The organism is Bradyrhizobium ganzhouense (assembly GCF_049949285.1).
Taxonomy (GTDB): domain Bacteria; phylum Pseudomonadota; class Alphaproteobacteria; order Rhizobiales; family Xanthobacteraceae; genus Bradyrhizobium; species Bradyrhizobium ganzhouense.
Genome location: NZ_CP181318.1, coordinates 263,523 through 288,503, shown reverse-complemented (window position 1 = coordinate 288,503; position 24,981 = coordinate 263,523). Strand labels below are relative to the sequence as shown.

The following is a 24,981-nucleotide window of genomic DNA, read 5'->3' as shown; positions in this document are numbered from 1 at the left end:
CTCCCAAGGTTACCCCACAGGACCACCCCAATGCGGGAAATTAAACTCCAGGACCTCAAGTCGAAGACGCCGGCCGAGCTCGTCTCGTTCGCGGAAGAGAATGGGGTCGAGAACGCCAGCACCATGCGCAAGCAGGAGCTGCTGTTCGCCATCCTCAAGCAGCTTGCGCTGGCCGAAACCGACATCGTCGGCGAGGGCGTCGTCGAGGTGCTCTCCGACGGCTTCGGCTTCCTCCGCTCGCCCGATGCAAATTATCTGCCGGGCCCGGACGACATCTACGTTTCGCCGTCGCAGATCCGCCGCTTCGGCCTGCGCACCGGCGACACCATCGAAGGCCACATCCGCAGCCCCAAAGAGGGCGAGCGCTATTTCGCGCTGCTGAAGGTCAACACGCTCAATTTCGAGGACCCGGAAAAGGCCAAGCACAAGGTCAATTTCGACAACCTCACGCCGCTGTTTCCGAATCAGCGTTTCCGCATGGAAATCGACGATCCCACCCGAAAAGACCTGTCTGCAAGGGTGATCGACATTGTCGCCCCGATCGGCAAGGGCCAGCGCGCGTTGATCGTCGCGCCGCCGCGAACGGGTAAAACCGTGCTGATGCAGAACATCGCGCATTCGATCACGCACAATCATCCCGAATGCTATCTGATCGTTCTTCTGATCGACGAACGTCCGGAAGAAGTCACGGACATGCAGCGCTCGGTGAAGGGTGAGGTCGTGTCGTCGACCTTCGACGAGCCGGCGGTGCGTCACGTCCAGGTCGCCGAGATGGTGATCGAAAAAGCAAAGCGCCTGGTCGAGCACGGCCGCGACGTCGTGATCCTGCTCGATTCGATCACGCGTTTGGGTCGCGCCTACAACACCGTGGTGCCGTCATCCGGCAAGGTGCTGACCGGCGGTGTTGACGCCAATGCGCTGCAGCGCCCGAAGCGCTTCTTCGGTGCCGCCCGCAACATCGAGGAGGGCGGCTCGCTGACCATCATCGCGACCGCGCTGGTCGATACCGGCAGCCGCATGGACGAAGTCATTTTCGAAGAGTTCAAGGGCACCGGTAACTCGGAACTGATCCTCGACCGCAAGGTTTCGGACAAGCGCACCTTCCCGGCGATCGACATCTCGCGCTCCGGCACCCGCAAGGAGGAGCTCATCACCGATCCGCAGGTGCTCAAGAAGATGTACGTGCTCCGCCGTATCCTGAATCCGATGGGCACGATGGACGCGATCGACTTCCTGCTCGACAAGCTGCGCTCGACCAAGAGCAATTCGGAGTTCTTCGACTCCATGAACACCTGATCCAGGGTGCAGCAAGAGCTTTGAGGGCGCCTTCGGGCGCCCTTTTTATTTATTTGTGCGGCTTTGCTGCGGGGAAAATGCAGCATTGAGGCGGACTTCGCGTCAGAGCCGAATTTCCCTTAGTACGTTGATATATCAAAATAATACTTAGCTCTGGCCCAGCCGGATCTAGCCGCCGGGAGCCATTTTTTTTGCAGCAAGCTGCTGTGGTCCATATTGCAGTGCAATATTGCTATTGCTGCAAATTGGAACGCAGCAAAACGGGTTTCGATTACACGAGAACGGCCGTTTGCCTTTTCCCCGCCAGCCGGACAAATAGGCCATGCACCCGCGAGACCAGACCATCTTTGCGCTGTCGTCCGGCCGTCCGCCGAGCGCGATCGCATTGGTACGCGTCTCGGGCCCGCAAGCCGGCCTGGTGCTGACGACGCTCGCGGGCAAGCTACCGGCGCCGCGGCAGGCCAGCCGCCGGCTGCTTCGGAACGCCGCGGGCCAGCCGATCGACGATGCGGTCGTACTCTGGTTTCCGGGGCCGGGGAGTGCGACCGGCGAGGACGTCGCCGAATTCCACGTCCATGGGGGTCGCGCGGTGCTCGCCGCGCTCCTCGCCGCTATTTCGATAATTCCGAATTCTCGCGCGGCTGAGCCGGGCGAGTTCACGCGGCGCGCCTTCGAGAATGGCAAGCTCGATCTCACCGAGGCCGAGGGCCTCGACGATCTCATTCACGCCGACACGGATCGCCAGCGCCGCCAGGCACTGCGGCAGTTGCAGGGCCTGCTCGGCAATCGGGCGCGCGATTGGCGCGAGCGCATCATCGAGGCGTCGGCGCTGATCGAGGCCGGCATTGATTTTTCCGACGAAGGCGATGTGCCCGCGGAATTGATGGCGCCGGCCGTGAAAGCGATCAAAGCGCTGCACGACGAAATCACAAAAGTCCTTGCGACACAGGGACATTCTGAACGCCTGCGCGATGGCCTGGTGGTTGCCATCGCAGGCGAGCCGAATGTCGGCAAGTCGACGCTGATGAATCAGCTCGCGCGCCGTGAGGTGGCGATCGTCTCGCCCCACGCCGGCACCACGCGTGACGTGATCGAGGTGCAGCTCGATCTCGACGGCTATCCCGTCACCGTCATCGACACCGCGGGCATTCGAGAGACCGATGACCCCGTCGAGCAAGAAGGCGTGCGCCGGGCGCGGGCGCGGGCCGAAGACGCCGACCTGGTGCTATGGCTGGTGGAGGGCGAGCGAGCCGTCGATCTGCCCAGTAGCCAGGTCTGGATCCTCCGCAACAAGATCGATCTCGGGCGAACAGGGTCAACCGGCGAGTTCGGGATCTCGGCGAGCCGAGGTGACGGCATTCCCGAGCTGGTCGAGGCCCTCGTCAAATTCGCGGCTGACTTTTTCGGAACCACCGAGGGAGCCCTGGTGACGCGGGCCCGGCAACGGGATCTGTTGGGTCGGGCCGCGGACAGCTTGCGCCGGAGTCTGGAGCTTGTAGAAGAGGGCGAAGAACTCGCCGCCGAAGAGCTGCGATCTGCCGCTTATGCCCTGGGCCGTCTGCTCGGCCGGGTCGACGTCGAGGACGTCCTTGGGGCCATTTTTCAGAAATTCTGCATCGGAAAGTAGCGCTAGTTCTTTAGTGTAGAACTAGCGCTTGTCCCATTGCTTGTGTTTCACGTGAAACGCGGGGCGGTGGGGCTTCACTCTGTTGCACGTGAAACGTGGGTGAGCCTTGATCGGCGCCTTAAGCTCGTCATTGCGAGGAGCCCTTGCGACGAATCAATCCAGGCTGTTCCCGCAGCGGCAACCTGGATTGGTTCGCTCCGCTCGCAATGACGGGGTCTGGAGCAAACGCCCTGCGCCTCATCGACCTGCGCCTGTGGTCACCTTGTTTCACGTGAAACAGCAACCATCCCAACGCGCTTCCTACTGTGCATGGGGTTGTTTTCGTAGAACTGCGCCGGCTCTCCTGCCGCCCCGTTTCACGTGAAACACCGGCTCACCCAGTTTCCACTTCCGGCTTTCCTGCCGCTGAGTTAGAAGTCGGCGCATGCGAACAGAGCGAGAGAGTTTCGACGTCATCGTGATTGGCGGCGGCCACGCCGGCTGTGAGGCCGCGGCCGCTTCCGCCCGGATGGGTGCGGCGACCGCTCTGGTGACGCACCGTTTCTCGACTGTTGGCGCGATGTCCTGCAATCCGGCCATCGGAGGTCTCGGCAAAGGCCATCTGGTGCGCGAGGTCGATGCGCTCGATGGTCTGATGGGCCGCGTTGGCGATGCCGGTGGGATCCAGTTTCGTGTTCTCAATCGTCGCAAGGGCCCCGCCGTCCGTGGTCCGCGGGCCCAGGCCGACCGGAAGCTTTACGCCGCCGCCATGCAGGCCGCGATCCAGGAGACCGAAGGTCTTTCCGTCATCGAGGGTGAGGCCGACGAGCTGATCGTGGTCGATGGCCGGATCACCGGACTGCGCCTGGCGGGCGGTCGGCAGCTCCGGGCAGGGGCTGTGGTCGTCACCACCGGCACCTTTCTCCGCGGTCTGATCCATCTAGGCGAGAAGAACTGGCCCGCCGGCCGCGTCGGCGAGGCCCCGGCGATGGGTCTTTCGGCCTCCTTTGAGCGCGCCGGCTTCACCCTTGGACGATTGAAGACCGGGACGCCACCGCGTCTGGATGGCTCCACCATCGACTGGTCCGCGGTCGAAATGCAGCCCGGAGACGAGCCGCCGGAGCCCTTCTCGGTCATGACCGAGCGGATCACGACCCCGCAGATCCAGTGCGGTATCACCCGGACCACGGCCGCCACCCACCAGGTGATCCGGGCCAGCGTTCATCGGTCCCCGATGTACTCCGGCCAGATCAAGAGCTCCGGCCCGCGCTATTGCCCGTCGATCGAGGACAAGATCGTCCGCTTTGGCGACCGCGACGGCCATCAGATCTTCCTGGAGCCGGAAGGGCTCGACGACACCACGGTCTATCCCAACGGCATCTCGACCTCGCTGCCGGAGGAGGTCCAGCTCGCGATCCTCGCCAGCATCCCCGGCTTGGAGCGGGTGAAAATGGTCCGGCCGGGCTACGCCATCGAATACGACCACATCGATCCCCGGGAGCTCGATCCGACCCTCCAGACCAAACGTCTGCGCGGTCTCTTCCTGGCCGGGCAGATCAACGGCACGACGGGATATGAAGAGGCCGCCGGACAGGGCATCGTGGCCGGCTTGAACGCGGCACTCTCCGCCGGCGGGACTGCGCTGACGGTGTTCGACCGTGCTGATGGCTATCTCGGGGTCATGATCGACGACCTCGTCACCCGCGGGATCAGCGAGCCCTATCGGATGTTTACCTCGCGGGCCGAGTACCGGCTGACCCTGCGGGCCGACAACGCCGATCAGCGCCTGACCGAGAAGGGGATTGCGCTGGGTTGTGTTGGGAGTAGCCGAACCCGGCATCATCGCGCCAAGATGGACGCCCTGAATGCGGCGCGGACGCTGTCGAAGTCGCTGACCATCACCCCGAACGAGGCGATCAAGCACGGGCTGTCCCTGAACCGGGATGGCCAGCGCCGTTCGGCCTTTGAGCTGATGGCCTATCCGGATATCGGCTGGAGCCAGGTCCGCGCAATCTGGCCGGAGCTGTCCGCCATCGATCCCGTCATCGCCACCCATCTCGAGATCGACGCCAAGTACGATGTCTATCTCGAACGCCAGAGCGCTGACGTCGAAGCCTTCCGGCGCGACGAAGGGATGGTGCTGTCGGAGGTCGACTACAGCCTCGTCCCGGGTCTCTCCAATGAAGTCCGGGCCAAGCTGGAGAAGGCGCGGCCGTTCACGGTCGGCCAGGCCGGCCGGATCGACGGCATGACGCCGGCAGCGCTCGGCATCCTCGCGGCCTATCTCCGTCGCGAGGCGCGCAAGATTTCCAAGGCAATCGCATAGGCGTTTCACGTGAAACAGCGCGGACCGGGCGGGGACAAACCGCTGACCCTACGACCCGGAGCAGGCGAGGGCGCCAGTCGTCGATCCGAATCTCCACCGACCAAGCCGAAGATCGACAAGGCCAGCGCCAACGATCAGGCGCTCGACTCCATCATCGCGGCCGACAAGCGCGAGGCGTTGAAGCTCGCTCCCGTTTCACATGAAACGGAAGCTCGCCTCGATCGGTACATCGCACTGCTGCGGGAGTGGCAGGCCAAGATCAATCTGGTCGCGCCCTCGACCCTGCCGCAGCTCTGGACGCGTCACATCGCCGATTCGCTTCAGCTCGTCGATCTCGCGCCGGCCGCAAAGCGCTGGGCCGATCTCGGCAGCGGCGGCGGCTTTCCCGGCGTCGTGCTGGCCTGCGTCATGGCCGGGACGCCGGGCGGCAGCGTCCACCTCGTCGAACGAATCGCCAAGAAGGCCGCGTTTTTGCGCGAAGCGATTCGCGTCACCACATCTCCAGGGGTCGTACATCTCGCTGAGATCGGGGATAATGTGGATAGAATCACCGGCCCCGTCGATTGCGTCACCGCCCGCGCGCTGGCTCCGCTACATCAACTCATCGGCTTTGCGGAGCCGCTGATGCGCCAGGGCGCAAAGGCGTTGTTTCCGAAGGGTCAAGATGTAGAGGCTGAATTGACCGAAGCCGCTAAATATTGGAATATTCAGCCGCAGCTCCACCGAAGTCGGACGGGTGACGGGTGGATCGTCGAGCTGACTTCAGTTGAACGGCGCGGGTGAGCGTTCAGGGGTTGAGTGGGGGATTTCGATGACCGTGATTGACGAGCCGCAGCAAGAGCAAGCCGCCGACGTGCCGCATGGTCACCCGCGCATCCTGGCGCTGGCGAATCAGAAGGGCGGCGTGGGAAAAACAACCACAGCGATCAATCTCGGAACGGCACTCGCAGCGATTGGCGAGCGCGTTTTGATCGTCGATCTCGATCCGCAGGGCAACGCCTCGACCGGCCTCGGCATCGATCGCCGCAATCGCTCTTGCTCGACCTATGATGTGCTGATCGGCGAATCGAGCTTGCGCGAAGCGGTGGTCTCGACCGCGGTGCCGCGGCTGCATATCGCGCCCTCAACCATGGATCTCTCCGGCCTCGAGCTCGAGCTCGGCACCACGCCCGGCCGCGCTTTCAAGCTGCGCGATGCGATCGGCGCGCTCAACAACAACGTCTCGCCGGAGGCCGATTACACCTACGTGCTGATCGATTGCCCGCCCTCGCTCAACCTGCTCACGGTCAATGCGATGGCCGCGTCGGACGCGATCCTGGTGCCGCTGCAGTGCGAGTTCTTCGCGCTCGAAGGTCTGTCGCAATTGCTGCAGACGGTGGAGCAGGTGCGCTCGACGCTCAACCCGAACCTGTCGATCCACGGCATCGTGCTGACCATGTTCGACTCGCGCAACAACCTCTCGAACCAGGTCGTCGCCGACGTTCGTCAGTTCATGGGCGAGAAGGTCTACAAGACAATGATCCCGCGCAACGTGCGCATTTCGGAAGCGCCGTCCTACGGCAAGCCGGTGCTGGTCTACGATCTCAAATGCGTCGGCAGCGAAGCTTACTTGCGGCTCGCCACCGAAGTGATCCAGCGTGAGCGCGAGCTGCGGGTCTCGCATTAGCGGTGCCGTAGGGTGGGTTAGCCGAAGGCGTAACCCACCAACGTCCATCTCCGCGGAAACAGAGGAGGTGGGTTACGCCGAGCAGATGCGCGGAGCGCATCTGCGGTGCTAACCCACCCTACGATTCGATAATTCAGTTCTGGAGTGCTGCAGCGTGAATCCAAGGGAGCTGGCGATGGCCGACGAAGCGCGTTCGCGACTGGGCCGGGGTCTTGCAAGTCTGATCGGTGATGTCGGCGGCGAGGCTCAGCATGTCGACCGTCCGCGCGCGCAGCGCAAGGTGCCGATCGAATTCATCAAGGCCAATCCGCGCAACCCGCGGCGCACCTTTTCGGACACCGAGCTCAAGGAGCTCTCCGAATCAATCAAGCAGCACGGCGTGATCCAGCCGATTGTCGTGCGTCCCGTGAAGGGTGCGCAGGATCGCTTTGAGATCATCGCCGGCGAACGGCGCTGGCGCGCCTCGCAGATGGCCGGCCTGCATGAAGTGCCGATCGTGCCGGTCGACATCAGCGACAGCGATGCGCTGGAGTTCGCGATCGTCGAGAACGTGCAGCGCGAAGATCTCAACCCGATGGAAGAGGCGCAGGGCTATCACGCGCTCGCCAACGAGTTCAAACGCAGCCAGGACGACATCGCAAAAGTCGTCGGCAAGAGCCGCAGCCACGTCGCCAACATGATGCGGCTGACAAAACTCCCGGCCGAGGTGCAGGCCTTCATCGCGAGCGGTGAGCTGACCGCCGGTCACGCCCGTGCGCTGATCGGCGTGCCCGATCCGCTCGCCGCCGCCAAGCGCATCGTCGCGGAGGGCCTCAATGTCCGCCAGACTGAGGCGCTCGCGCATGAAGAGGGCGTGCCGGAGCGCAAGCCGCAAAAGGCGCGCGCCACCGCGGGCAAGGAAAAGGATCCTGATACGATCGATCTGGAGAAGCGCGTCAGCGACGCGCTCGGTCTCAAGGTCACCGTCAATCATCGCGATCCCGGCGGCTCGGTCCAGATCAACTACCGCAACCTCGATCAGCTCGACGAGGTGATGAAGCGGCTGGCGAAGGGTGCGCTGTAGCCGCCTCGAATCTCTATCACCGTCCCCCTGAGGTGGCCGCTTCTTCAGCGGCCCTCGAAGGGCGACGGCCCGGCCGCATCGGGGCCGTTCATCCTTCGAGGCTCTCCGCACGCCGCGTTGCGCCGCGCGGCTCGCACCTCAGGATGACGGATTTGGCTATCCTGGATTGCTTCGCCGCTCGCGCGCATCGCAATGACGTGGAGAGAGTGCGGTCTTACCCCCGCCGCTTCGCATTCGCGGCGATCGCCATCAGCGTGCGCTGGGCGATGGCGGCGGCGAGGGTCGATTGCTTGCGGGTGTCGAGCGCTGCGGTCGCAAGCTGCTCGATGATGGCGGTGAGCCTCGCCACGCTGAAATTGCGTAGCGCGGTTTCGACCATGGGTTTTCGTGAAAAATGCAGCCGCGGATATCCGCCGTCGAGCACGGCTGAGGCAGGCTGGCCGTCGGCAATCGCGAGCGCGGATTTGTGCAGCCACGCGGCCTGGCGCTGCGCGGCCGAGATGATCACGCCGGGATAGGTGCCGGCGATCATGGCCTTTGCGAATTCGGTCTCGACGATATCGGGCCGGCCGGCGAAGGCGCCGTCGACGATCGGATCGAGCTTCAACTCGGACGCATCCGCGACGACGGCCATCACGTCATCCAGCGTGATCTCGCCTTTGCCGTGAGCATAGAGCGTGAGCTTGCGCAGCTCGTTGCGCGAGGCCTGGCGGTCGCCGCCGAGGAACGACATCAGCGCGGCGCGGGCATCCTGGGTGATGCGCAAATTGGCGATGCGGAGCTCGTCCTCCATCAGCTTCGCAAGGTCGCGCTCGTTGTCGGGGTAGCAACCGATAGCCACCGCGGTCTTTGCCTTCTCGCAGGCCTTGCGCAGCGGCGATTCCGGGCGCAGCTCGCCGGCCTCGATCACGATGCGGCAATCCTTCACGGGCATCTCGGCCAGCGTGTCGACGCCGCTGGCAAAGCTGCGCGAGCCTGCGCGGATGCGAATGGCGCGGCGGCCGCCGAACAGCGGCACGGTCATGGCTTCGTCGACCAGGCGCGACGGCTCGGCGGAGAGCTCGTCGCCGTCGAGCTTGACGAGCGAGAAGGGATCGTTGGGATCGTCGACGGCGGACGCAATCAGCGCGTCGGCGCGCTCGCGCACAAGGCCGGCATCGGGGCCATAGAGCAGGATGATCGGACGGCCCGCGTCAGGACGGGCGAGGAAGGCATCGATCTCTTTTCCGCGCAGCGCGACCATCGGGCCCAATATGAATCGAGATTCCGGGCTCGCCCGTCAGGCGCCCCGGAATGACAGGCTAGGTGCCTGCGGTGAAGAACGCGGCGAGCCTTGTGTTGATGTTCTCGGCGATCTCGTTGGCGGCACGATCCTCGGCGTCACGCACCGCGCGGTTGCGGGAGAAGCGCTGGTAGGAGCCGGGCATGTCGTAGGACACGCGCGAGAACGTCGTGCCGGTCATCACCGACTTGCCGGTCACGACCTCGACCAGGTTGTACTGGCAGTCGATGCCGTAGTTCTCGCTGTTCGGCAGGCCGGTGTTGGGATCGACAATCAAGGACGACTTGCTGGAGGTGAAGCGGATCACCAGGCGATGGGTCGGCGGCATGCCCGTGGCCGAGCCGTAGAGCTTGAACGCCAACGCGTTGCGGACCTCGACGCCGACCCGGGCTTCGCGCGAGGCGTTCGGCTTGTCGATCGGCGGCAGCTCGACGCCCATCAGCTTTTCACGCAGGCCGGGGGTGCCGTCGGTATGCTCGGCATACATCGGCTGGAAGCAGCCAGCCGTCAGCGCCGCCAATGCGGCCACCGCCAGCAAGCGGGCTGCGATGCGGATCCTAGCCGACAACATTCACGATCCTCTTGGGGACGATGATCACCTTGCGGACGGGCTTGCCGTCCAGCGCCAGTTTTACCGCATCGAGGGCCAAAACGGCAGCCTCGATTTCCGGATTCTGGGCCGCTGTTGCAACCGTGACATCACCCCGTTTCTTGCCGTTGACCTGAACCACCAGGGTCACGCTGTCTTCGACCAGCAAATCACGTTCGATTTGCGGCCAATTGGCCTCGGAAACCAGTCCGGATTGGCCCAAAACCTGCCAGCACTCCTCGGCCAAGTGCGGCATCATCGGGGAGAACAGCTGGACCAGGATCTGGCTGGCCTCCCGGATCGCCCAAGCCAAATCGGCCGCCGGCTGGCCGGGACGCTGCAGCACCTCCGAGAACGTATTCGTGAATTCACGGATGTGGGCGAGGCAGACGTTGAAGTGCAGCCGCTCGACACCGGTCGTGACCTTGTCGAGCGCGCCGTGTGCGGCCTTGCGCAAGGCGGTCGCGTCGTCGCCGAACGAGGCCGGCCGGGTCGCCGGGGCGGCTTTGCCGAGTTCAACCGCGTCGTTCACCAGCCGCCACAGCCGCTGCACGAAGCGCGAGGCACCCTGGACGCGCTCGTCGCTCCAGATCACGTCGCGGTCGGGCGGGGAGTCCGACAGCATGAACCAGCGGGCAACGTCGGCGCCGTAGGTCGCGATGATGTCGTCGGGGTCGACCGTGTTCTTCTTCGACTTCGACATCTTCTCGATCGCGCCGATCTGGATGTCCTCGCCTGTGCTGAGCAGCGTGGCGCGGCGACCGTTGCCGCCAACCTCGACCTTCACCTCGGCCGGCTGCACCCAGGTGCCGTCGGCCTTCTGGTAGGTCTCGTGCACCACCATGCCTTGCGTGAACATGCCCGCGAACGGCTCGTCCAGCGCGATGTGGCCGGTTGCCTTCATGGCGCGGGTGAAGAAGCGGCTGTAGAGCAGATGCAGGATCGCGTGCTCGACGCCGCCGATATACTGGTCGACCGGCAACATCCGGTTGGCGACCGCAGGCGTCGTCGGCGCGTTCTCGTTCCAGGGATCGGTGAAGCGCGCAAAATACCAGGACGAGTCCACGAAGGTGTCCATGGTGTCGGTTTCGCGCTGAGCTTTGCCACCGCATTTCGGGCAGGTGACGTGCTTCCAGGTCGGATGATGGTCGAGCGCATTGCCCGGCTTGTCGAAGCTCACGTCCTCCGGCAGCACCACCGGCAGGTCGGCATCCGGCACCGGCACCACGTCGCACTTGGGACAGTGGATGACGGGAATCGGGCAGCCCCAATAGCGCTGGCGCGAAATACCCCAGTCGCGCAGGCGGAAATTGACCTGGCGCTCGCCAACCGGCGCGTTGCCGCGCAGCTCGCCTTCGAGGCGTTTCGCAACTTCCTCTTTCGCCTGCTCGATGGTCATGCCGTCGAGGAAGCGCGAGTTGATCATGCGGCCGTCACCGTCATAGGCGGTGTCTGATATGACGAACGTCTTGGGATCCTGGCCCTCGGGGCACACGACCGGAACGTTGCCGAGATTGTACTTGTTGACGAAGTCGAGGTCGCGCTGGTCATGCGCGGGGCAGCCGAAGATCGCGCCGGTGCCGTATTCCATCAGCACGAAGTTCGCGACATAGACCGGCAGCTTCCAGCTCGGGTCGAACGGATGCACCGCGCGGATGCCGGTGTCGAAACCCTGCTTCTCCGCGGTGTCGATGATCTCCTGCGCGGTGCCGATCTTCTTGATGTCGGCGATGAACTGCGCAAGTTTCGGGTTCTTCGCGGCGGCAGCTTGCGCCAGCGGATGATCCGACGAGATCGCCATGAACTTCGCGCCGAACAGCGTGTCCGGGCGCGTCGTGAAGATCTTCAGCTCGCTCTCGCCGGCAGGCGTAGTCGCCTGGTCCAGCGCGAAGCGGATCAGCAGGCCCTCGGAGCGGCCGATCCAGTTGCGCTGCATCAGCCGCACCTTGTCGGGCCAACGGTCGAGCCCATCCAGCGCGGACAGCAATTCCTGCGAGTACTTCGTGATCTTGAAGACCCACTGGCTCATCTCGCGCTGCTCGACAACGGCACCCGAGCGCCAGCCGCGGCCGTCGATCACCTGCTCGTTGGCGAGCACGGTCATGTCGACCGGGTCCCAGTTGAGCTTGCGCTTCTCGCGCTCGGCGAGGCCGGCGGCGAGCATGTCCAGAAACATCTTCTGCTGATGCTTGTAGTAGCTGGGGTCGCAGGTTGCGAACTCGCGCGACCAGTCCAGCGACAGCCCGATCGAGCGGAGCTGCTTCTTCATCGCGGCGATATTGTCGTAGGTCCAGGCCTTGGGCGCGACCTTGCGCTCGATGGCGGCGTTCTCGGCCGGCAGGCCGAAGGCATCCCAGCCCATGGGGTGCAGCACGTTAAAACCCTTGGCGCGCATGAAGCGGGCCAGCACGTCGCCGAGTGTGTAATTGCGGACATGGCCGATATGGATGCGCCCGGACGGGTAGGGGAACATCTCCAGCACATAGTATTTCGGCCGCGAATCGTCGTTCTTCGAGACGAAGATCGCCTGTTCGTCCCACTGGCGTTGCCAGCGCGGTTCGGCGTCGCGGGCGTTATAGCGTTCGGAGGTCATGGAACCGTTGCGTTTTCGTGGTTTCGGCCGGCTGAAGAGGCCGGACTAGGCCATAGAAGTCCTCGGGGGGTCAATGGGTTGCCACTGGACGTGGCGCCCCGCAATGCTGCTCCGCAAAAGTACGGATAAGGGTATTGGGATCGGATTAAGGGGTCGGTGCGAGGTTGGCCGCCAACAGCACCCCGCGTCAGGCGATGGCCTCAGATTTCGACGATCCCGATTACGACTATGCCGCGTCCATCGCCGGACGGGCGGTGCGGAGCATGGCCGAACAGCGGATTCCGCCGACGCCGACCAATTTCGCCATCTGGTTCCAGTATTATGCCGGCAGCCACGACGATTTGCGCAACGCGATCGACCTCCTGATCGACCACAACCGCCCGTTCGACAGCCGGACCAATCAGGACCTGTTCGAGACCTATATCGCGCCCCAGGTAAGCGCCGTCGTGGTCCACACGTCCGAGCGGCTGCACGCCCTGATGGGCGCGGCGAAGGAGTTTCTGGCCACCGCGATTGCCGACAATCGCTCCCAGATGCAGGCGATCAGCCAGGTTGCCGACCAGGGCCAGGCCGGCGTCGATCCGAAGACGCTGGTCGCCCAGCTCATGAACGAGCTGGCGCGGGCGGCCACCCGGACGACCCGACTTGAAGCGGGATTTGCCGAAAAGACCCGCGAGCTCGACGTGATTCGCGACTCGCTGACCAAATCCGAAGAGCGCGCCCTGACCGATACGCTCACCGGGCTGCCGAACCGCCGGGCGCTGGATGAATTCCTGCGCAAGGCGCAGACGACTGCGGATTGGGGCGAGCCGCTCAGCGTGCTGATGCTCGACATCGACTACTTCAAGACCTTCAACGACAATTTCGGCCATGGCGTCGGTGACCAGGTGCTGCGCCTGATGGCGAAGGTGTTGCGCGAAAAGGTTCGCCCGCAGGATTTGCCGGCGCGCTATGGCGGCGAGGAGCTGATCGCGGTGCTGCCGGATGCCGATCTTGCGGCTTGCGCCGAGATCGCCGAGCGCATCAGGCGCGCGATCACGGACGCAAAGATCACGCGTCGTTCGACCGGAGAAGTGCTGCCTGGCATCAGCGTGTCGATCGGCGTCGCGCAGTATCGCGTGGGTGAAGCGATTGCCGATCTCGTCGAGCGCTGTGACCGCGCGCTCTATCTCGCCAAGGGCGGCGGCCGCAATCGCGTGGTGACGGAGAGCGAGCTCGGTCGGGCCGAGGCTGCAAGTTAGCGACTAGCCCGCCATCGCGATTTCGGCGGTAGTGCCCTCGATCCGCAGAATGCCGTGCTCGACGACATTGTTGCGGCCGCGATGCTTGGCGGCGTAGAGCGCAGCGTCGGCGGCTTCGATCAGATCACCCGGACGCAAGGCCTCGTTCGGCCGTGTCGCCGCAACGCCGATCGACACCGTGACCACCATGTGGGCGGAAGTGATGTGCGGCAGGCAAAGCTTCAGCACCGCAGCGCGGACGAGTTCACCGATCTCGACGGCGCGGTTCACGTCGGTGTTCGGCAGCAGCAGGCAGAATTCTTCGCCGCCATAGCGCGCTGCAAAACCCATCGTGTCGGCGGCGATACCGGACAGCGACTCGCCGAGCCGTGTCAGGCAGGAATCGCCTTCGAGATGGCCGTAGGTGTCGTTGAACAGCTTGAAATGGTCGACGTCGATCATCAACAGCGCGAGCTCGCTGCCATATTGCTGCGCGCGCATCCATTCGAAGTCGAGACGGCTCTGGAAGCCGCGGCGGTTGGCAAGGCCCGACAGCATGTCGATCGACGCCATCACCGTCAGCCGGTCATTGGTCGCGATCAGCTCGCGCTCGCGCTGGCTGAGCTGCGCGGCCATCGCGTTGAACGCGCGCGCCAGCGGCACGAATTCGGACGGCAGCCGGTTGCGCGCCGCGCGGGCCGACAGGTCGCCCTCGCCAAGACGCTTGGCCATGTCGGCCAGCATCTCGATCGGCTTGATCACGAGCTTCTCGGCAGCGATCAGCGCGCCGAGCAGCACGAACACGACGACAAAGGCGAGCTGGAGATAGGCGGTGCGGATGTCGCGGCTGACCGCGGCGGATACCTTGTCCTCGTCGATGCTGGCGATCAGGCGGGCATTGGTGCCGGCGATGCGGGTGTAGCTGACCGCGCGACGGGAGCCGTCGGCGGCGAGAAACGACAGCGAGCCTTCGTCCTGGTCGGAGCGCAAGGCCATGTCGGCAATCGCCGACATCAGCGGCATGTTGTCGAGCGGACGTCCGACCGCGCTGCGCTGGTCGGCGGGCGCTGCCAGCACGGTGCCGGCGCTGTCGACCAGCACCGCCGTGATGCCGGCGCGGCCGCCCAGATTGTTCATCACCTTCGACATCCAGTCGAGGTTAACGGTGGCGAGCACGACTGCGTCGGCGACGCCGCTGAACGCGGAGACCGGATAGACCGCCATAACGGTCGGCGACTGCACCGGCCGCGACAGGATGAAGTCGGACAGCACGAAGCGGCCGGTTTCCTGCGCCTGCTGGAAATAGGGCCGGTCGGAGAGATCGAGGCCGACATACATGTTGTTGGTCGCGCACTGGATGCGGCCGTCCTGGCCGGCGATCAGGAGCGTGCGGATCCAGGGAAGGCTCGTCGGCAGGCTCGCGCGCAACACGTCGCAGCTCTTGCTGACGCCGCCGGCGGAGGCGCGGATGAAGGCTTCCGATTTCAGGATGGTCTCGACCGACGAGATCACTTCGCGCTGCGCGTCCGCACTATGCCTTGCCACCGTGGTGAACTCGGCCGTGGCCTGCGCAATCTGCTTGGTGCGGGTGTCCTCAAGCGAACGAATGCGATCGAGCATCAACGGCGCGACCAGAATCACCGCGAGCAATGCAAGCCGGGCCCTGATGCCAAGGACCTGCTTGAGTTTTGCTCGTTTGCGGTTGAAACTAACGTTGGCCATCTTCACTACCCACCCCGCGGGCAAGGTAAAGCGAAGGGTTCAAAAACTCTTTCTTGAACTTGGTAAAATTGGAACTACCTCCGTTACTCCTGCAGTTGATCGACGTCATGACAGAAGAAAACGCCGTGCCGGTAACCGGCGATTCACCAAATGCGCTCGCCGCCGTCGAAGCGGAGATTGCACGCGCCTGCAAGGATGCGCGGCGCGATCGCGCCTCCGTGACGCTGATCGCGGTGTCCAAGACTTTCGCGGCGGATGCAATTATTCCGGTTATCGGCGCTGGACAGCGCGTGTTCGGTGAGAATCGCGTGCAGGAAGCCAAAGGCAAGTGGCCGGCGTTAACGTCTGTTTACCCGGACATCGCGCTGCATCTGATCGGGCCGCTGCAATCCAACAAGGCGAAAGAGGCGGTAGCGCTGTTCGATGCCATCCATTCGGTCGACCGTCCGAGCATTTGCCAGGCGTTAGCCAAAGAAATCGAATCCCAGAACAAGCACCCGCAACTCTTCGTCCAGATCAACACCGGCGAGGAGCCGCAGAAGGCCGGCATCGCTCCGAGCGAGGCCGACGCCTTCCTCGCGAGCTGCCGCGACACCTATCGGCTGACGATCTCCGGCCTGATGTGCATCCCGCCGGTTGACGAGCCGCCGGCGGCGCATTTCGCGCTGACCGCCAAGATCGCCGCGCGCAACGGTTTGCAGAATTTGTCGATGGGCATGAGCGCGGATTATGCCACCGCCATCATGCTCGGCGCCACCCATGTGCGCGTGGGCAGCGCGATCTTCGGGCATCGGTAATCATCGGCGGATTCATTTTTGGTCGTCCTGGCTTTCGCCAGGACGACGGTGGAGGCCTATTCGAACCCCACCGACACCTTTCCCAACACCCCAAAATCCGCTGCGAAATGATTGCCCGCCTGGATCGGCAGTGGCGGATGGCACGTGCCCGTCGTCACCACCTCCCCTGCCCGCAAGGTGATGCCGAGTCCGCGCAGCTCGTTGGCGAGCCAGGCCAGCGCCACGCGGGGATCGCCGAGCACGTTCTTGCCGTGACCGACATAGCGCTCGCCGCGCAGCGTGATCTGCGGCCGCTCCTCGACGAGATCCATCGCGCGCCAGTTCGCTCCAGTCGCGGCACCCAGCACGAACAGATGCGCGCAGGCATTGTCGGCGATGAGCTGCGCCTCGCCGGCGCTGGTGAAATCGGCAAAGCGCGAGTCGGGAATCTCGATTGCGGGATGCAGCGTGTCGACGGCCGCAAGCACCTCGTCGATGCCATAGGGTGCCGCCCGCGGCGCCAGATCGCGCCCCATGCGAAAGCAGAATTCCGGCTCGCCAACGCGCATCGCGTTGCCCTTCATCGATGCGGCGCCGCCGTCGGCGATCACGGTGTCGCGCATGATGCGGCCAGCCAACGGTCCTGCGACATTGATGTGCTTCTGTCCGGCCTCGCTCGTCGCGGCGATCTTCCAGCCGAACACTTCACCGCCAAGCGCGGCCTGCACGGCGTAACCGTCAGCGCGGCTCTGCGGCCGAAGCCGCGTCTCCAGCGCGTCAAGCTTGCTGCCGTCGCGCCAATGTTGAACGAGGACCTGCGAGGCGGCGGCGATCTGATCCTTGTCGAGCATGTGTCCTCACCCGATGATGATTTTTGTTCTTGGTCCTATCAGCCGCAGCAATTGCAGCATCGCCGCCTTGGTCATGGAGACGCAGCCCGCGGTCGGGCCGAAATTGTCGCGTGCCAGATGCAGGAACACGGCGCTGCCGCGGCCGGCGATGCGTGGCCTGGTGTTGTGGTCGATTTCGATGATGAAGTCATAGAGCTGGTCGGCGCGCTTGAGCCGGTCGCCGCCCTCGCCCTCCCCGCGCCGGATCCACTGGTTGTAGTGGCGATCGCCGGGGTCCTCGCACCAGGCGTCCGCGCCGGTGATGATCCGGGCGGGCAGAAACGTCTTGGGACGGCTGTGCCGGTCGCCCCGCCACCACAATCGTCGAGGCCGAAAGCTGCCCCTGGGGGTGCCGCCGTCGCCCTCGCGCTTGTTGGCCAGAATACCGCCGCGCCCCAGCGCCACCGGGATCGTCAGCTGCCCGGCCGTCAGCCAGCCCCGGCGCGGATTGCCGGCGGCAGGCTTAACGCGGATCGCCGAGAGCTGCTGGACGCGTCGAATCATGGTATAAGCATCTGAATTGGCGTTAGTTTTCATGTGAACGCGCGGTGTCGAATTCATTACAGGACATTCATCTAAACGCCCTGCTATTCTGGGTTAGAGTAATTCCGGCTTGTGAATCGGTAACAGCCCACTACTTCAACACGAACAACAATAAAAACAGCGACCCTTTAAACTTCCCATCACGGCTGGGTGCGGCATGCATGCGCGCCTGGTCGACTCCAAAAGGATGATCCCCCATGGCCAATGCCCGCAAGATCCTGATCGTGGATGACGATACCGATCTGCGCGACACGTTGGTGGAGCAATTATCGCTACACGAAGAATTTGAAGCTTCCGCCGTCGATACCGGCGCCAAGGGCGCCAGCGCCGCAAAGGCCAACGCCCCCGATCTCGTACTGATGGATGTCGGCCTTCCCGACACCGACGGTCGCGAAGTGGTCCGCTCGCTGCGCAAGGGCGGCTTCAAGGCGCCGATCATCATGCTGACGGGGCATGACACCGATTCCGACACGATTTTGGGCCTGGAATCCGGCGCCAACGACTATGTGGCAAAGCCCTTCCGTTTCGCCGTGTTGCTGGCCCGCATCCGCGCCCAGCTGCGCCAGCACGAGGCCAGCGAGGACGCGGTGTTCTCGGTCGGCCCCTATTCCTTCCGTCCGGGCTCGAAGATGCTGACCGCTGCCAATGCGCGCAAGGTCCGCCTCACCGAGAAGGAAACGGCAATCCTGCGCTTCCTCTACCGGGCCGGCCAGATGCCGGTCTCGCGCGAGACCCTGCTCCAGGAGGTCTGGGGCTACAATTCCGGCGTCACCACCCACACGCTGGAAACGCACATCTACCGCCTTCGCCAGAAGATCGAGAAGGACGCCGCCAACCCGGAAATCCTGGTGACGGAAGCCGGTGGCTACAAGCTGGTGCCGTGATACGTTCCAGGAGCGCGCGATTCGACGTAAATTAGCGCGTTCCACGAGCCTCGGACCGGAATGTCGATCGACGATGACGTAGCGCTGCTCGAGCGTGTCCCGACACTGCGCCTGTTGGGAGACGCCTCGTTGCGCATGCTGGCGATCGGCTCCGAGCAGCGTGATTTCGTCCGCGGTGACATCCTGTTCAATCTCGGCGACGATGCCGACGCCGGCTTCGTGGTCCAGCGCGGCGCCTTTCGCGTCGATGACGGCGCCGGCGCGGAGATGATCGCAGGTCCCGGCACCTTGATTGGCGAGCTCGCGCTGGTCGTGCCCATGAAGCGGCCCTCGGGCGCGGTGGCGCTGGAGCATTCCTCCGTCATCCGCGTCGCGCGAAGCCTGTTTCAGCGTGTGCTGGAAAGCGACCCTGCCGCCGCACTCCGCCTCCGCGACGAATTCGCGGTTCGCTCCAGTCAGATCGCGAGCGACATACTGATGGCCGGTGCGAAGCTGATTACCTGAGCGGGGCGGATTTAGCCGGGCCCTCCCCCGCAGATTTCATCCCTTGTTGAATTCATACAGCGCGCTGCGATCGTCCTGGTAAAGCCGCCGCAGTCCCGGCATGACGGCCAGGTGCGCCGCATCGACGTCGAGCAACCAGACATAGTCGAAGCGATCGCGCGGAATTTGCGCGATCCTTTGCGCGAGCGTGGCGCTCAGATCGCCGTCGCAGTCGCCTGGGGCGACCTCGGTGTACTGAGACGGATCTGCGTTGAACGCGGTGCCGCGCGCATGGAGCGGTGTCAGCAGTTGTTGGCCACCCGATGCATCCCATTGCGAATTGACGAAGGCGTCCCGCCGGACGATGGCGAGCGACCCCAGATGCGCGACACGCGGTGCACGCCATCGCTCGCAGGTCGGTGGCCGTGTCAGGACAGCGATGCTTGCGCCGCGCGGGACGTCGTTCAGGGCCTGCAAATGTTGCGCGTAACCGGAATCGTAGGCCGTAAACCCAACAGCCATGGCAACGATGCGAATGGCAAAAACAGCCAGCGCCATGCCGGCAATGACAGCGGAGCCGCGCTGCATGCCGTCGGTGGGTGCGATGGCGGTGAGACCGACGATGAAGAAGATGGGCCATAGCCGGACATCGGCATAGACGGCGCCGAACATCTGGCCTGGCATCAACAGAATCAGAATGAGGAAGCTCGCTGCTCCGACCAGCAGGGGTGGATTCACCCTGACGTCACGGCTGCGGATTCCAAAGTATAGCAGGCCGATGGCGAGCAGCAGGCTCGGCGTGTCCAGCCAGATATTCTGGTCACGCAGCGTCCATACCAGTCCTAGGATCTTGGTGCCGATGTCAAAGAAATGTCCCGTCGCGGCGGCGCCATTGCCTTGCCGCCAGACGATCATGAGCACGGCGGGAATCATGACGGGCCAGGCGCGTCGCAAAACGACGAGCACCATGGAAGGCCACGTTGCCGGCGCACGATTCCAGCTGCGGCAGAGCTCGAAGGCGCCGACGAGGACGACCAGGACAACCCAGCCATAGGCGTGAGCGAGCCAGACCAGGCAGGCGGCCGCCGCGAACAGCGCGGCTTGCATCACCGAGCCATTCTTCCCTGTCGTCTCGATCCAGGATGCGAAAACGTGAAACGCGAGCGCACAGCCAAGCCAATAATTCACAAAGCCAAGCTGGAACGGATAGGACATCGCGAACCATGCCGCCGCGATGGCGAAGGGCGTGAGCTCTCCATGCACCGCTCTGCTGATGCGCCCGATCGCGGAGATCATGAGGAGCGGAAGCGCCAGCGCAATCACCCAGGCCGCGCGTTCGAGACCGAGCATCGGTGCCAGCGGAGCGACGAGCAATTCAACGCCGAGATTGCCGACCAGCTGCCAGTGAAAATCCCAGTTCTGCTGGAGCGCTGGCGAATCCGCCAGATGCAGCTGCACCTGGTAGCGGCCAATATGGGCGAGGAAATCGATCAGCGGCGGCGTGTGCACGAACCAGAAGGGTATCGTGCTCAGCAACATCAATCCCGGGACGACGAAACGGGAATTCCACCATGCACGAACCGGTGGTTCCGTGTGCTCTGACGGTGCAGGCGTGCCCATCGTCGTCTCCGAAGGCCTAAACGTCCAGCGTCACCGTCACCGGCACGTGGTCCGACGGCCGTTCCCAGCTTCGCGCATCGCGCAAGATTTTGAAATCCTGGACCGCGTCTTTCAGCGCGCGCGAGACCCAGATGTGGTCGAGCCTGCGGCCGCGGTCGCCGACGGTCCAGTCGGCGGAACGATAGCTCCACCACGTATAGACCTTCTCCGACATCGGGATACGGTCGCGCGCGACGTCGATCCATTCGCCGGCGCTGAGCGCGGCCTGCAGCTTTTCGGTTTCGATCGGCGTGTGCGAGACGACTTTCAGCAACTGCTTGTGCGACCACACGTCGTTCGCGTGCGGCGCGACGTTGAGATCGCCGACCAGGATGTGGCGATCTTCTCCGCGCGGATGCAGTGGTTCGCACGCCTTCATCTCGTCGAGAAAGCGGAGCTTGTGGTCGAATTTCTCGTTCAGCGCGGGATCGGGAATGTCGCCGCCGGCGGGCACGTAGAAATTATGCAGCACCAGCGGCTTTGCGATGTTGGCCTTCTCGCCGAACGACACCGAGATATGACGCGAATCCACCTTGTCGCAGAAGGTGCGGATGTCCGTGGACTCGAACGGAATCTTCGAGACGATGGCGACGCCGTGATAGCCCTTCTGCCCGTTCAGCGCGACGTGCTCGTAGCCGAGCCGCTTGAAGCGCTTCAGCGGGAAGGCGTCGTCGATGCATTTTGTCTCCTGGAGACACAGCACGTCCGGCCGCGCGCTCTTGAGAAACTTCGCGACCAGATCGATGCGCAGCCGCACCGAATTGATGTTCCAGGTTGTCAGGGAAAGACGCATGGGATTTGCGTCTTAGCATGGATTGGCGTGGGCGAAACGCTTGTCCACAGGAGCAGTCTCGTAGGGTGGGCAAAGCGGCTCGTCCGCCGTAGCTCGCAGAGCGAAGGCGGAAGCGTGCCCACCAATTCTCTCGCATGAATGGAGAGATGGTGGGCACGGCGCTTTGCGCCTTTGCCCACCCCACGGCACCACGGGACTTACCCCGGTGACGGCACGCTGTAATTGGTGAAGTCGATCTTGAACATATTGGGATCGAGCTTCTTGCTCGCATCGAGATTGTAGACCGCGATCGTGGTGTCGTAGCCCTGCGGATCGGTGACGGTCCATTGCTTCAGCTGGCCGTCCTTGGCGCCGATCATCAGCAGCAGGCGGCTGGTGCCGACCAGCGCCTGCTTCTCCTCGATGGTGACGCTGATGAAGAGATCGTCGGCGGTGACGTTGACGACGTTGGTGTCCTTCATCAGGTCGATGCGGTCCGACAGCAGGAAGCGCAGCGGCGTCTGCGACAGCGGATAGACGTCCTGGGTCGCGAGCTTGCGGTCGCGCACCACCACCGACGATCCGTCGGCGACGATGTCGATCGGGCTCGGCGGATCATATTCGAAGCGCAGCTTGCCCGGCTTCTGGATGTAGAAATCGCCCTGCGTCTTGCTGCCGTCAGGGCCGACCTGGACGAAGTTTCCGACCAGCGTCGACAGCGAGGACAGGTAGGCGCTGACCTTGGCCGCCTGCGCCTTCTGCTTGTCGTCGAACGTCTGGAAGATGCTGCTCGGCACGTTGCGGCGCGGATCGGGGATGACAGGATTCGGCGGCGCCTGCGTCGCGCCTGTAATCGACGGTCCGCCTGACGGCGGGGCCGCGTCGCGTGCCTTCGGCGCAGGCTTCGGCACGGGCACGGTCTGCGCCGTCGACGCTGTGGTCATCATCGCGGCGGTGACGAGCAGCACGCCCGCCGCGCGTGCGCTGCGCGCCGCGAAAGAGGCCGCGAATCGAATGTCCGGATGTTGGGTCAACGCGTCGTCCTGTGTGGCTGGGCGTCGTTTTAGCGTGATTTCGGGCAAAAGCAGATAACGTTTTTGCGTGAAATAGGACTTTGAGGCGGCTCGCCTCACATATGGCTGTCTTCTTCCTCGACCAGAATCTCGCGCTTGCCGGCGTGGTTGGCGGGTCCGACGATGCCTTCCAGTTCCATTCGCTCCATCAGCGATGCGGCGCGGTTATAGCCGATCTGCAGACGGCGCTGAATGTAGCTGGTCGAGGCCTTGCGGTCGCGTTTGACGATGGCGACGGCCTGCTGGAACAGGTCGCCGCCGCCATCCGCGCCCATGCCGCTGGCGTCGAATACGGCGCCGCCGTCCTCGTCCTCGGTCGGCTCTTCGGCCGTAACCGCCTCGAGATATTCGGGCTGGCCCTGCGTCTTGAGGTGGCGCACCACCTTCTCGACTTCATCGTCCGAGGCGAACGGGCCGTGCACGCGGCTGATGCGGCCGCCGCCGGCCATGTAGAGCATGTCGCCCTGGCCGAGCAGTTGCTCGGCGCCCATCTCGCCGAGAATCGTGCGGCTGTCGATCTTCGAAGTGACCTGGAAGGCGATGCGGGTCGGGAAGTTCGCCTTGATGGTGCCGGTGATGACGTCGACCGATGGACGCTGCGTCGCGAGGATCACATGCAGGCCGGCGGCGCGCGCCATCTGCGCGAGACGCTGAACCGCGCCTTCAATGTCCTTGCCGGCGACCATCATCAGGTCGGCCATTTCGTCGACGATGATGACGATGTAGGGCAGCGGATCGAGCGAGAGCTTCTCTTCCTCGTAGATCGCCTTGCCGGTTTCCTTGTCGAAGCCGGTATGCACCGTGCGCGTCGGCTCCTCGCCCTTGGCTTTCAATTCGCCCAGGCGGGTGTTGTAGCCGTCGATGTTGCGCACACCGAGCTTGGCCATGTTCTTGTAGCGCTCCTCCATCTCGCGCACGGCCCATTTCAACGCGACCACCGCCTTCTTCGGATCGGTCACGACGGGGGTGAGCAGATGGGGAATGCCGTCATAGACGGAGAGTTCGAGCATCTTCGGATCGACCATGATCAGCCGGCACTGATCCGGGCGCAGCCGGTAGACCAGGCTGAGGATCATGGTGTTGATGGCGACCGACTTACCGGAGCCGGTGGTACCGGCGATCAGCATGTGCGGCGTGCGCGCGAGGTCGATGATAACGGGATCGCCACCGATGGTCTTGCCGAGGCAGAGCGGCAGTTTGGCAACGGTGTCGATCGTCTCCTTGGCGACCAGCAGCTCGCGCAGATAGACCTTTTCACGATGTGCGTTCGGCAGCTCGATGCCGATGGCGTTACGGCCGGGTACGACGGCGACGCGCGCCGACAGTGCGCTCATCGAACGCGCGATGTCGTCGGCAAGCCCGATCACGCGCGACGACTTGATGCCGGGCGCCGGTTCGAGTTCGTACAGCGTGACGACGGGACCCGGATTGGCCTTCACGATCTCGCCGCGCACGCCGAAATCCTGAAGCACGCCCTCGAGCGCACGCGAATTGGCTTCCAGCTCGGCCTTGCTGAGCGGCTGGCGATCGCCGGCCTTGGGCGCAGCCAGCACGGACACGGACGGAAGCTCGAATTTGTCGGAGGATTTCTTGGAAGCGGCTTTCGGTGCGGCCTTCTTGCGCGGAGCGCGCGCGGCCGGCTCCTCTTCTTCCTCCTCCTCGTCTTCCTCTTCTTCGTGCTCGTCCTCGTGCTCTTCGTCCTCAGACTGCGGCGAGATCGAGGGCGCGGCGCGGCCGCCGAGATTGGGTTCCTGCCGGCTGAACGAAACGGCCTTGGTCTTCGATCCGCTCGAGACCAGCGAGCGATAGGCAGCGCCGAACAGCCAGATCAACCGCGCCTTGGTGCTCATCAGCGCGTGGAACAGCCAGCCCAGCGACACCGAGCCACGATCGCTCTCCTCGTCTTCGTCGAGCGGCTGGTCGTCGTCCTCGATCTCCGCGAGCTCGGCGTCATGCTCGCGTGCGCCAAGCCCGCAAGCGATCAGGAAGGTCGCAGCCAGCGCGATGAACAGGATGATTCCGAGCACCATACGATAGATCACGCCGGGCGGCCCGAAGATCACCGCGGGCGCGCGCACCAGCGCATCGCCGACCACGCCGCCAAGTCCGGTCGGCAGCGGCCAGGCGCCACCATGCGGCCAGCAGCTGACAAAGCCCGCCGCGATCACGGTGCAGAGAATCCAGCAGCCGAGTCGCAGCGCCTCGCGGTCGAACGGGCGATGGGTCATCATGCGCCAGCCCCACACCGCGACGGTCAGGATCAGCATGATCGCGCCGAGGCCGAGGATCTGCATCGCGAGGTCGGCGCCGATGGCGCCGGCATAGCCGAGAATGTTGCGGATCGGCCGCGAGGTCGCGTGGCTGAGGCTCGGGTCTTGCACCGACCAGGTCATCAGCGCGGCGGACGCGACACCCGACAGCGTGATCAGGCCGAAGCCGGTGAGCTCGCGCACGCGCCGGCTCAGCGCCTCGCGGATCGAGGGCGGCAGATGGCCGACCAGGGGAATCACACGTTCGATTGCCGACATGCTCATGGGC

The 24,981-nt window shown here is 64.1% G+C and carries 20 protein-coding genes; 10 read left to right on the top strand and 10 right to left on the bottom strand.

Translation table 11 applies throughout. From position 1 onward, the window contains the following. Positions 1–30 precede the first annotated feature (30 nt). The 6 genes from rho (at position 31) to ACLFLU_RS01345 (ending at position 7,957) form a co-directional block, all read left to right on the top strand. A complete protein-coding gene (rho, locus tag ACLFLU_RS01370; RefSeq protein WP_166811593.1) occupies positions 31–1,296 on the top strand; it encodes a transcription termination factor Rho in 1,266 nt (421 codons plus the stop codon). 322 nt (positions 1,297–1,618) lie between these two features. Then, positions 1,619–2,923 carry a tRNA uridine-5-carboxymethylaminomethyl(34) synthesis GTPase MnmE gene (mnmE, locus tag ACLFLU_RS01365; RefSeq protein WP_426410587.1) on the top strand — a complete coding sequence of 435 codons (1,305 nt, stop codon included), beginning with the start codon at positions 1,619–1,621 and terminating at the stop codon, positions 2,921–2,923. 424 nt (positions 2,924–3,347) lie between these two features. Then, on the top strand, positions 3,348–5,228 hold the full coding sequence (gene mnmG / locus ACLFLU_RS01360) for a tRNA uridine-5-carboxymethylaminomethyl(34) synthesis enzyme MnmG (protein WP_426410586.1): 1,881 nt from the start codon (positions 3,348–3,350) through the stop codon (positions 5,226–5,228). Between the two features lie 42 nt (positions 5,229–5,270). Then, a complete protein-coding gene (gene rsmG, locus ACLFLU_RS01355) occupies positions 5,271–6,011 on the top strand; it encodes a 16S rRNA (guanine(527)-N(7))-methyltransferase RsmG (RefSeq protein WP_426414191.1) in 741 nt (246 codons plus the stop codon). Positions 6,012–6,039: 28 nt separating this feature from the next. Further along, positions 6,040–6,894: a ParA family protein gene (locus ACLFLU_RS01350; protein WP_426410585.1), complete on the top strand. Its 855-nt coding sequence runs from the start codon at positions 6,040–6,042 to the stop codon at positions 6,892–6,894. A gap of 175 nt (positions 6,895–7,069) precedes the next feature. Then, the gene (locus ACLFLU_RS01345; RefSeq protein WP_426410584.1) at positions 7,070–7,957 is read left to right on the top strand and encodes a ParB/RepB/Spo0J family partition protein; all 888 of its coding nucleotides are present in this window, start codon (positions 7,070–7,072) and stop codon (positions 7,955–7,957) included. Positions 7,958–8,171: 214 nt separating this feature from the next. Here ACLFLU_RS01345 and holA read toward each other — a convergent pair whose 3' ends face one another. Genes holA through leuS form a run of 3 tightly spaced genes read right to left on the bottom strand, consistent with a single transcriptional unit; the run spans position 8,172 to position 12,421 of the window. Continuing rightward, complete coding sequence (gene holA / locus ACLFLU_RS01340; RefSeq protein ID WP_426414190.1) at positions 8,172–9,200, bottom strand: DNA polymerase III subunit delta; 1,029 nt, start codon at positions 9,198–9,200, stop codon at positions 8,172–8,174. Between the two features lie 58 nt (positions 9,201–9,258). Then, positions 9,259–9,810, bottom strand: a complete 552-nt coding sequence (gene lptE, locus ACLFLU_RS01335; RefSeq protein WP_426410583.1) for an LPS assembly lipoprotein LptE — start codon at positions 9,808–9,810, stop codon at positions 9,259–9,261. Beyond that, positions 9,797–12,421 carry a leucine--tRNA ligase gene (gene leuS / locus ACLFLU_RS01330; protein WP_426410582.1) on the bottom strand — a complete coding sequence of 875 codons (2,625 nt, stop codon included), beginning with the start codon at positions 12,419–12,421 and terminating at the stop codon, positions 9,797–9,799. The genes lptE and leuS overlap by 14 nt, the downstream gene beginning before the upstream one ends. Before the next feature lie 194 nt (positions 12,422–12,615). Between leuS and ACLFLU_RS01325 the strand changes: the two genes are divergently transcribed. After that, positions 12,616–13,662 (top strand): GGDEF domain-containing protein, encoded by a 1,047-nt coding sequence (locus ACLFLU_RS01325; RefSeq protein WP_426410581.1) that lies wholly within the window; start codon positions 12,616–12,618, stop codon positions 13,660–13,662. Positions 13,663–13,665: 3 nt separating this feature from the next. On the opposite strand, the gene ACLFLU_RS01320 is transcribed toward ACLFLU_RS01325, so the two are convergent. Next, positions 13,666–15,363: a diguanylate cyclase domain-containing protein gene (locus ACLFLU_RS01320; protein ID WP_426410580.1), complete on the bottom strand. Its 1,698-nt coding sequence runs from the start codon at positions 15,361–15,363 to the stop codon at positions 13,666–13,668. A 107-nt stretch (positions 15,364–15,470) separates the two neighbouring features. Between ACLFLU_RS01320 and ACLFLU_RS01315 the strand changes: the two genes are divergently transcribed. Next, positions 15,471–16,160 (top strand): YggS family pyridoxal phosphate-dependent enzyme, encoded by a 690-nt coding sequence (locus tag ACLFLU_RS01315; RefSeq protein ID WP_426410579.1) that lies wholly within the window; start codon positions 15,471–15,473, stop codon positions 16,158–16,160. A 56-nt stretch (positions 16,161–16,216) separates the two neighbouring features. On the opposite strand, the gene ACLFLU_RS01310 is transcribed toward ACLFLU_RS01315, so the two are convergent. Together ACLFLU_RS01310 and ACLFLU_RS01305 are read right to left on the bottom strand one after the other, a co-directional pair. After that, entirely contained in the window at positions 16,217–16,990 is a 774-nt protein-coding gene (locus ACLFLU_RS01310) for a 2-keto-4-pentenoate hydratase (protein ID WP_426410578.1), read from the bottom strand. 6 nt (positions 16,991–16,996) lie between these two features. After that, positions 16,997–17,566 (bottom strand): L,D-transpeptidase family protein, encoded by a 570-nt coding sequence (locus ACLFLU_RS01305; protein ID WP_426410577.1) that lies wholly within the window; start codon positions 17,564–17,566, stop codon positions 16,997–16,999. Positions 17,567–17,769: 203 nt separating this feature from the next. Here ACLFLU_RS01305 and ACLFLU_RS01300 point away from each other — a divergent pair, with 203 nt between their 5' ends. Continuing rightward, positions 17,770–18,456: a response regulator transcription factor gene (locus tag ACLFLU_RS01300; RefSeq protein ID WP_007598630.1), complete on the top strand. Its 687-nt coding sequence runs from the start codon at positions 17,770–17,772 to the stop codon at positions 18,454–18,456. 60 nt (positions 18,457–18,516) lie between these two features. Continuing rightward, on the top strand, positions 18,517–18,960 hold the full coding sequence (locus ACLFLU_RS01295) for a cyclic nucleotide-binding domain-containing protein (RefSeq protein WP_426410576.1): 444 nt from the start codon (positions 18,517–18,519) through the stop codon (positions 18,958–18,960). A gap of 36 nt (positions 18,961–18,996) precedes the next feature. Here ACLFLU_RS01295 and ACLFLU_RS01290 read toward each other — a convergent pair whose 3' ends face one another. The 4 genes from ACLFLU_RS01290 to ACLFLU_RS01275 form a co-directional block, all read right to left on the bottom strand. Continuing rightward, a complete protein-coding gene (locus ACLFLU_RS01290; protein WP_426410575.1) occupies positions 18,997–20,559 on the bottom strand; it encodes a hypothetical protein in 1,563 nt (520 codons plus the stop codon). Positions 20,560–20,575: 16 nt separating this feature from the next. Continuing rightward, positions 20,576–21,391 carry an exodeoxyribonuclease III gene (gene xth / locus ACLFLU_RS01285; RefSeq protein ID WP_426410574.1) on the bottom strand — a complete coding sequence of 272 codons (816 nt, stop codon included), beginning with the start codon at positions 21,389–21,391 and terminating at the stop codon, positions 20,576–20,578. A gap of 197 nt (positions 21,392–21,588) precedes the next feature. After that, positions 21,589–22,317, bottom strand: a complete 729-nt coding sequence (locus ACLFLU_RS01280; RefSeq protein WP_426414189.1) for an outer-membrane lipoprotein carrier protein LolA — start codon at positions 22,315–22,317, stop codon at positions 21,589–21,591. A 182-nt stretch (positions 22,318–22,499) separates the two neighbouring features. Continuing rightward, positions 22,500–24,977, bottom strand: a complete 2,478-nt coding sequence (locus tag ACLFLU_RS01275; protein WP_426410573.1) for a DNA translocase FtsK — start codon at positions 24,975–24,977, stop codon at positions 22,500–22,502. Positions 24,978–24,981 lie beyond the last annotated feature (4 nt).